This window comes from Sideroxydans lithotrophicus ES-1 (genome assembly GCF_000025705.1).
Taxonomy (GTDB): domain Bacteria; phylum Pseudomonadota; class Gammaproteobacteria; order Burkholderiales; family Gallionellaceae; genus Sideroxyarcus; species Sideroxyarcus lithotrophicus.
Map to the genome: position 1 here is coordinate 2,996,511 of NC_013959.1, position 7,146 is coordinate 3,003,656.

The window sequence follows — 7,146 nt, forward strand, 5'->3', positions numbered from 1 at the left end:
GAAGCTTGTTATGCCGCCACTTGTGCAGTTGCGTTGTTGAGCATCTCGCCGGCCAATGCCAGATAAGCCAGCGTCCCCTTGGATTGGCTGTCGTGATACAGGGCCGGAATACCAAAGCTGGGAGCTTCTGCCAAGCGCACGTTGCGCGGAATGACTGTGCGATAGACCTTGTCGCCGAAGTGTTGTTGCAATTGATCCGAGACTTGTTGCGCCAAGGCATTGCGCGGATCGAACATGGTGCGGAGCAAGCCTTCGATCTCCAGATCCGGATTCAGATTTTCTCGCACCTTGCGGATGGTGTTGACCAAGTCGCTCAGGCCCTCCAGTGCGTAATACTCGCACTGCATCGGAATCATCACCGATTTCGCCGCACACAATCCGTTCAGTGTAAGCAAGTTCAACGCGGGCGGACAATCAACCAGGATGTAATCGTATTCATGCAATACTGGCTGCAATTCCTCTTTCAGTCGCATCTCGCGGCCTTCCACATCGACCAGTTCAATTTCGGCACCCGCCAGTTCGCGGTTCGCAGGCAGTACATCGTATTTGCAGGAATCCGACTTGATACGAACTTCATCAACGGTTTTTTCACCTAGTAGCACATCGTAGATAGTCGATTGCAGGCTCGCCTTGTCTATTCCGCTCCCCATGGTGGCGTTGCCCTGCGGGTCAAGATCAATCAATAGAACCCGCTGTTTCGCAGCTCCCAGACTTGCGGCCAGATTGACACTGGTGGTGGTTTTACCCACACCCCCTTTTTGATTGGTAATTGCCAATATTTTGCTCATTTTTCTACCCCCAACACGACCAGACTGCGAGCCGCTTTTAATTTAGGAACTTGCAATGTAATTACTTTTTCGACTTTGATTCCATCGGGAAGCCTTGCCAATTCCTGTTCCGGCGCTCCCTTCATCGCCGCCCAACGACCATCATCTTTTAACAGATGACGGCTCAATCTGACAAAATCAGCCACTTCGGCAAAAGCACGGGAAATAATCCCATCAAACTTTTGTTGTACTTGCCACTGCTCTACCCGCTCACAACGGACTTCCACGTTCTGCAGATCCAGCTCTATCGCCGCCTGTTGTATAAAGCCGATTTTTTTGCTGTTGCTATCCAGCAACGTAAACGACCATTCCGGTCGCATCACTGCCAGTACGATTCCTGGCAAGCCGCCGCCGCACCCTACATCCAGCCAACGTCGTGGCCACAAGTATGGCAGCACAGCAAGACTGTCGAGCAAGTGATTGCTTACCATTTGCTCAGGCTGGCGGATCGCAGTAAGGTTGTAGACTCCATTCCATTTCTGCAATAGTGCCAGATAATCAAGCAGTTTCACTTGTTGCTCCGGCGTAACCTCCAAACCCATCTGCGCAATGCCTGCTGCTAATTCTTTCTCCAGACTCATGCTGCTTTTTCTTGTTTGAAGCCCCGCTTCAAATGCACCAGCAACAATGAGATTGCCGCTGGAGTCACTCCGGAAATGCGCGCAGCTTGACCAAGTGTCTGCGGTTTGTGCTGATTCAATTTTTGCCGGACTTCAATCGACAGACCGCGCACTGTCGAATAATCCATGTCGAGCGGCAGCTGTGTTGTTTCGTATCCCTCTTGGCGCGCTATCTCGTCATGCTGACGTTCAATATATCCATGATATTTGGCCAGTATTTCAACCTGCTCAGAAATGCCGGAAGCCTCAGGGTTATGCATTCCAGGCAAAGTCATCAGCGATTGGTAACTTACTTCGGGACGGCGCAACAGATCGTATAGCGAATATTCGCGCTCGATCTCTTTGCCAAGCACGCGTTCGGCGTCGATTTTGTCCAGCATGCGGGGATTTACCCAAGTCGATTTCAAGCGCTCCAATTCTCGCGCGATTTTTTCGCGCTTCCCCTCGAAGGCCTGCCAGCGTGCATCTTCTACCAGGCCCAGCTTGCGTCCGGTCTCGGTCAGGCGCATGTCGGCGTTGTCTTCGCGCAGTTGCAGGCGATACTCTGCGCGGCTGGTGAACATGCGATACGGTTCGGAAACTCCGCGCGTGATCAGGTCGTCCACCAATACTCCCAGATAAGCTTCGTCGCGGCGCGGACACCAGGTTTCCAGTTCCTTGGCTTGCAATGCTGCGTTTACTCCGGCCAGCAATCCCTGTGCTGCAGCCTCTTCGTAACCGGTAGTGCCATTGATCTGTCCAGCCAGGAACAAACCTGAAATAGTCTTGCTTTCCAGTGAAGTTTTCAGTCCGCGCGGATCGAAATAGTCGTATTCGATTGCATAACCAGGCCGTGTAATATGCGCGTTCTCCAACCCCTTGATTGAGCGCACAAGTTCCAGCTGTGTATCGTAAGAAAGACTTGTAGAGATCCCGTTCGGATAGATCTCGTGGGTACTCAGCCCTTCGGGCTCGAGGAATATCTGGTGCGAGGTTTTCCCAGCAAAGCGGGTGATCTTATCTTCGATGGATGGACAATAGCGAGGACCCACTCCCTCAATAACGCCTGTGAACAAAGGTGATTCTCCCAAGCCGTTGCGGATGATCTCGTGCGTTTGCTCGTTGGTCTGGGTGATCCAGCAAGGCAGTTGGCGCGGATGCTGTTCCGCACGTCCCATGAATGAGAACACAGGAACCGGGATATCTCCGTGTTGTTCCTGCATTGCGGAATAATCAATGCTGCGTCCGTCAATGCGCGGTGGCGTTCCCGTTTTCAAACGTCCGGTCGGCATGCCCAATTCGCGCAAGTTGTGCGCCAAGCCGATAGAGGGTGGATCGCCTGCACGTCCTGCTGGATAGTTAGTTAGTCCAACATGGACTAGGCCTGATAAAAACGTTCCCGTCGTCAACACCACAGTCTTGGCACGGTAGCTCAAACCAAGCTGGGTCTGTACGCCAACCACATGTCCTTGTTCCAGAATAAGTTTTTCTGCTGGCTGCTGAAATATCCAGAGATTGGGCTGGTTCTCGAGGCGCTTGCGGATTGCTTGTTTGTAAAGCGCTCGATCAGCCTGGGCGCGTGTAGCACGAACCGCAGGACCTTTTGATGCGTTCAGGATGCGGAACTGGATGCCCCCTTCGTCCGTTGCGGCGGCCATTGCACCACCGAGTGCGTCCACTTCTTTAACCAAGTGCCCTTTTCCGATACCCCCGATTGATGGATTGCAGGACATTACACCGAGTGTTTCAATATTGTGGGTCAGCAGTAATGTGGTACAACCCGCACGTGCGCTGGCCAATGCGGCTTCTGTTCCAGCATGGCCACCACCAATCACGATGACATCGAATTTTTTTTGGTCGCGCATTCGTCACTCACCAAAACGAGGACGCGCATCATACCCCAAAAGATTATCGCAGCAAAAAAATTGCTGCCGATTATTGTTTCACGTGAAACACTTTTTGGCTATTTCCCAATACAAAAGCGGCTGAAAATTTCTCCCAGCAGATCGTCTGCCGAAAATTCACCCGTAATACTGCTTAATGCCTCCTGTGCATGGCGCAATTCTTCGGCAAAAATCTCTGGTCGATCAATTTGTTGGCGGGCTCCTTCTAGGTGCAGTCCAGCGGTGGCAAGCGCTTCCAAATGACGTGTACGCGCCATGAAGACACCAGTTTCCTGATGCCAGCCGATGCTTTCCAGCAATTTTTCTTCCAACACCTCCATGCCGGCTCCCGTCTTGGCTGAAAGATAGATGTGTATCTTGTCAGCATCTATCTCCACACCTGGCATATGCCCGCTCAGATCGACCTTGTTATGCAGATAGAGACATGGCGTTTTGGCTGGCAATTGTGCAAGTACTGCAAAGTCTTCTGGCTCCGTGCGTCGCCTGGATTCATCGAGCAGTACCAACACCACGTCGGCACGAGTCAGCGCCAGTTTGGTGCGAGCAATACCCATTTGCTCGACTGCGTCGTTAGTTTCGCGCAGTCCTGCAGTATCGATCAGGTGCAGTGGCACGCCGCGTACTTGCAGTGCCTGACGTATCGAGTCCCGGGTCGTGCCCGGAATTTCACTTACTAACGCAATTTCTTCGCCCGCAAACCGATTGAGCAGACTGGATTTCCCGGCATTAGGCGCACCAACCAGAACGACCTGTGCACCTTCACGTAGGATGCTACCCTGCTTGGCCAAACCTGCGATTCGCGCCAGTCCATCCATTAATATGTTTAATTTACTGGCACACAACAGGCGGTCGGCCGTTTCGATCTCTTCCTCAGGAAAATCCAGCGTTGCCTCAACCAACATGCGCAAATCAATGAGCTGTGACACCGCATGGTGAATCGCAGCCGAGAACTCCCCCTGCAAGGAACGCATAGCACTGCGTGCGGCCTGTTCAGTGGTTGCGTCAATAAGATCGGCCACGCTTTCCGCCTGAGCCAAGTCCATCTTGTCATTAAGAAAGGCGCGCTGAGTGAATTCGCCGGGCTGAGCCAAACGCGCGCCCAACTCCAAGCAGCGATGAAGCAGGGATTGGAGCACGGCCGGACCGCCATGGCCCTGAAGCTCCAGCACCTCTTCTCCTGTATACGAATGGGGTGCAGGGAAGAACAAGCAGATACCTTGATCGAGCGTGCTACCGTCGGCAGCCAGGAATGAGGTGTATGTTGCCAGTCTGGGGGTAAGGCGATTTCCGGTCAGTATGATAGCCATTGCGGCCAACCCACTCCCTGAAACCCGCACCACGCCAATGCCACCGCGTCCTGGGGCGGTGGCGATCGCTGCGATGTTATCAGGCTTTAGAGACACCTTTGGTTGCGGCCTTTGTTCCGCGCGTGATGTACCACTGCTGTGCGATTGAAAGAATATTATTTACGACAGAGTACAACACCAGACCAGCCGGGAAGAAAAAGAACACTACGCTGAACACGATTGGCATGATTTGCATGAGTTTGGCCTGCATTGGATCCGGAGGTACCGGATTCAGCTTGCTTTGGACCAACATGCTGAGCCCCATGATCAGCGGCAATACATAGTAAGGATCAGCTGCCGACAAGTCGGTGATCCATCCAAAAAATGGGGCATGGCGCAATTCAACGCTGGACAAAATTGCCCAATAAAGCGCGATGAATACCGGTATCTGGATTATCATGGGCAGGCAGCCACCCAAAGGATTGATCTTTTCTGTCTTGTACAGATCCATCATGGCGTGATTCAGCTTCTCGCGATCATCACTATATTGCTGTTTGATTTTCTCCAGCTTGGGTGCGACCAGACGCATTTTAGCCATGGATCGATAGCTTGCTGCCGAAAGCGGGAAAAATGCTAATTTAATCAGCACTGTCAGAAGGATAATTGATACTCCCCAGTTGTGTATCCATTCATCGATATGAGATAGCAGCCAAAATAGTGGTGTAGCAATGATTGTCAGCCAACCATAATCCACCGTTAAACCCAGGCCAGGCGCAATTTTATCCAGTTTGGATTGTGCGGGTCCGGCATAAAGCTCGGCTGAGATTTTTCCCGTCTGTCCCGGTTCTATCTTGGCAACAGGCAATATTACACCTGCAGAAAATTCGTTCCCGTCCAGTTTTTTGGCATAAAACTCACGCTTCCCTTTGGCTTCCGGCAACCAGGCCGAGACAAAATAATGCTGAAGCATCCCGATCCAGCCATTGTCGGGATTGAGCGGCAACTTGGCTTTATTTTTTTCGATATCGGAAAACTGGATCTTTCTAAATTTTTCCTGTTCCGTATAAATAGCTGGCCCCGTAAAAGTTGGGACGAATCTGGACGCTCCGGCAACAGGGGTTGAATCGCGTACCAGCTGGAAATAAGCAGAAGGCAGCAATGCCGATTGGCTCTTATTTTCTATTTCATACGTAACGTCAATTAAATAACTTCCTCGGTGGAAGGTATATACCTTCGTAACACGAGCTTCGTCGCTATCCAGGGCGGTTAGCCTTACCTCAAGGTCATCTTTGCCTTCTGAGAGATGAAACTGATCTCCAGTTACCGAAAATTCAGCATTATGAGTTGGCAATCCTTTTCCCAGCAATCCTGACTGGGCAATGTAAATACGGTCGCCCTGTTGTTGCATCAATGTCAGCGGTTTGCTTTTATCGATTGCATCTTTGTGTTTCAACAAGTCCAGATGTTGGATATTCCCGCCGGTCGTATTGATTACAACCTTGAATATGTCTGTTGTTACATCAATTTTTTTCCCGGCTGAAGTTTTTTGCGCTTCGAGAGATGAAGACATTACCTGCTGTTCAGAGACTCTTGCTGGCTCCAAAGGCACGGAAGGATCTTTTTGTATTACCGCACTTTCTGCTTGCGCACTTGGCTCGTTTTGACGCGTCCATGCGCTCCATAGCAGGACCAGGGAAAAAGAAAAAGTCAGAAATAAGAATAATCGCCGCAAGTCCATCAATGTTTCACCTGTATTCTAGATTTATGGGACAGGATCATATCCGCCCGGATTCCAAGGATTACAACGAACTACGCGCCTTATTGTCAGCCAAAATCCTTTGAGAGCACCATATTTAGTGATTGCTTCCAGAGAATACTGTGAACAAGAGGGGCAGAATCGGCACGACTGAGGAAGCACAGGACTTATCAATAGCTGGTAGGCTCGAACCAGGAGCAAAAGTACTGATTTCATTTCGTCGCCAATACGCTTATCAATGACTCATTTAATGCAACTCTGGCTATCGCGATATCTTTTTTGTCTACTAGCGGCTTGCGTAGACGAATAACTACATCATTTGTTAAGCCACATCTTGCATTTCTACGAAAGCATTCTCGTATCAAGCGCTTAACTTTATTTCGCTGTGTAGCAGCAGGTAGTACTCGCTTACTTACAGATATGCCGAGACGTGCATGACCAGAAACATTTGCTTTGGTATGAACTGCAAACCAGGAATTGGTTCTGGCCTTAACCTGTAATATTCGGGTAAATCCCTGCTGGCGCGATAAGCGAAAGGACCGAGGAAGTGTAGCAACCTTGTTTGGTTCAGACCCCAAGTCGCACACGACCGCGCGCGCGACGTGCAGCAATAACAGCTCGTCCGCCTTTTGTCTTCATTCTGACCAAGAAGCCGTGAGTACGCTTTCTTTTGGTAACTGACGGTTGGTATGTACGTTTCATGCATAACTCCTGATTAAATTACTGTTGAAAAGCGCGCGATTACAATCGTTAGCGAGATTCCTGTCAAGTCTT

8 protein-coding genes are annotated in these 7,146 nt (G+C 50.6%); all 8 read right to left on the minus strand.

The window, feature by feature from the left end; genetic code table 11:
- Positions 1–8 precede the first annotated feature (8 nt).
- On the minus strand, positions 9–788 hold the full coding sequence (locus tag SLIT_RS14915) for a ParA family protein (protein WP_013031111.1): 780 nt from the start codon (positions 786–788) through the stop codon (positions 9–11).
- Complete coding sequence (gene rsmG / locus SLIT_RS14920; protein ID WP_013031112.1) at positions 785–1,408, minus strand: 16S rRNA (guanine(527)-N(7))-methyltransferase RsmG; 624 nt, start codon at positions 1,406–1,408, stop codon at positions 785–787. The genes SLIT_RS14915 and rsmG overlap by 4 nt, the downstream gene beginning before the upstream one ends.
- On the minus strand, positions 1,405–3,291 hold the full coding sequence (gene mnmG / locus SLIT_RS14925) for a tRNA uridine-5-carboxymethylaminomethyl(34) synthesis enzyme MnmG (protein WP_013031113.1): 1,887 nt from the start codon (positions 3,289–3,291) through the stop codon (positions 1,405–1,407). Before mnmG ends, rsmG begins: the two co-directional genes overlap by 4 nt.
- Positions 3,292–3,389: 98 nt before the next feature.
- Positions 3,390–4,733, minus strand: coding sequence for a tRNA uridine-5-carboxymethylaminomethyl(34) synthesis GTPase MnmE (gene mnmE, locus SLIT_RS14930; protein WP_013031114.1), 1,344 nt, complete (start codon positions 4,731–4,733; stop codon positions 3,390–3,392).
- Positions 4,717–6,354, minus strand: coding sequence for a membrane protein insertase YidC (gene yidC / locus SLIT_RS14935; protein ID WP_013031115.1), 1,638 nt, complete (start codon positions 6,352–6,354; stop codon positions 4,717–4,719). The genes mnmE and yidC overlap by 17 nt, the downstream gene beginning before the upstream one ends.
- Positions 6,355–6,378: 24 nt before the next feature.
- Complete coding sequence (gene yidD / locus SLIT_RS15720; RefSeq protein WP_013031116.1) at positions 6,379–6,588, minus strand: membrane protein insertion efficiency factor YidD; 210 nt, start codon at positions 6,586–6,588, stop codon at positions 6,379–6,381.
- On the minus strand, positions 6,585–6,959 hold the full coding sequence (rnpA, locus tag SLIT_RS16415) for a ribonuclease P protein component (protein WP_223293871.1): 375 nt from the start codon (positions 6,957–6,959) through the stop codon (positions 6,585–6,587). The genes yidD and rnpA overlap by 4 nt, the downstream gene beginning before the upstream one ends.
- Complete coding sequence (gene rpmH, locus SLIT_RS15730; protein WP_013031118.1) at positions 6,940–7,074, minus strand: 50S ribosomal protein L34; 135 nt, start codon at positions 7,072–7,074, stop codon at positions 6,940–6,942. The genes rnpA and rpmH overlap by 20 nt, the downstream gene beginning before the upstream one ends.
- Between the last annotated feature and the right edge of the window lie 72 nt (positions 7,075–7,146).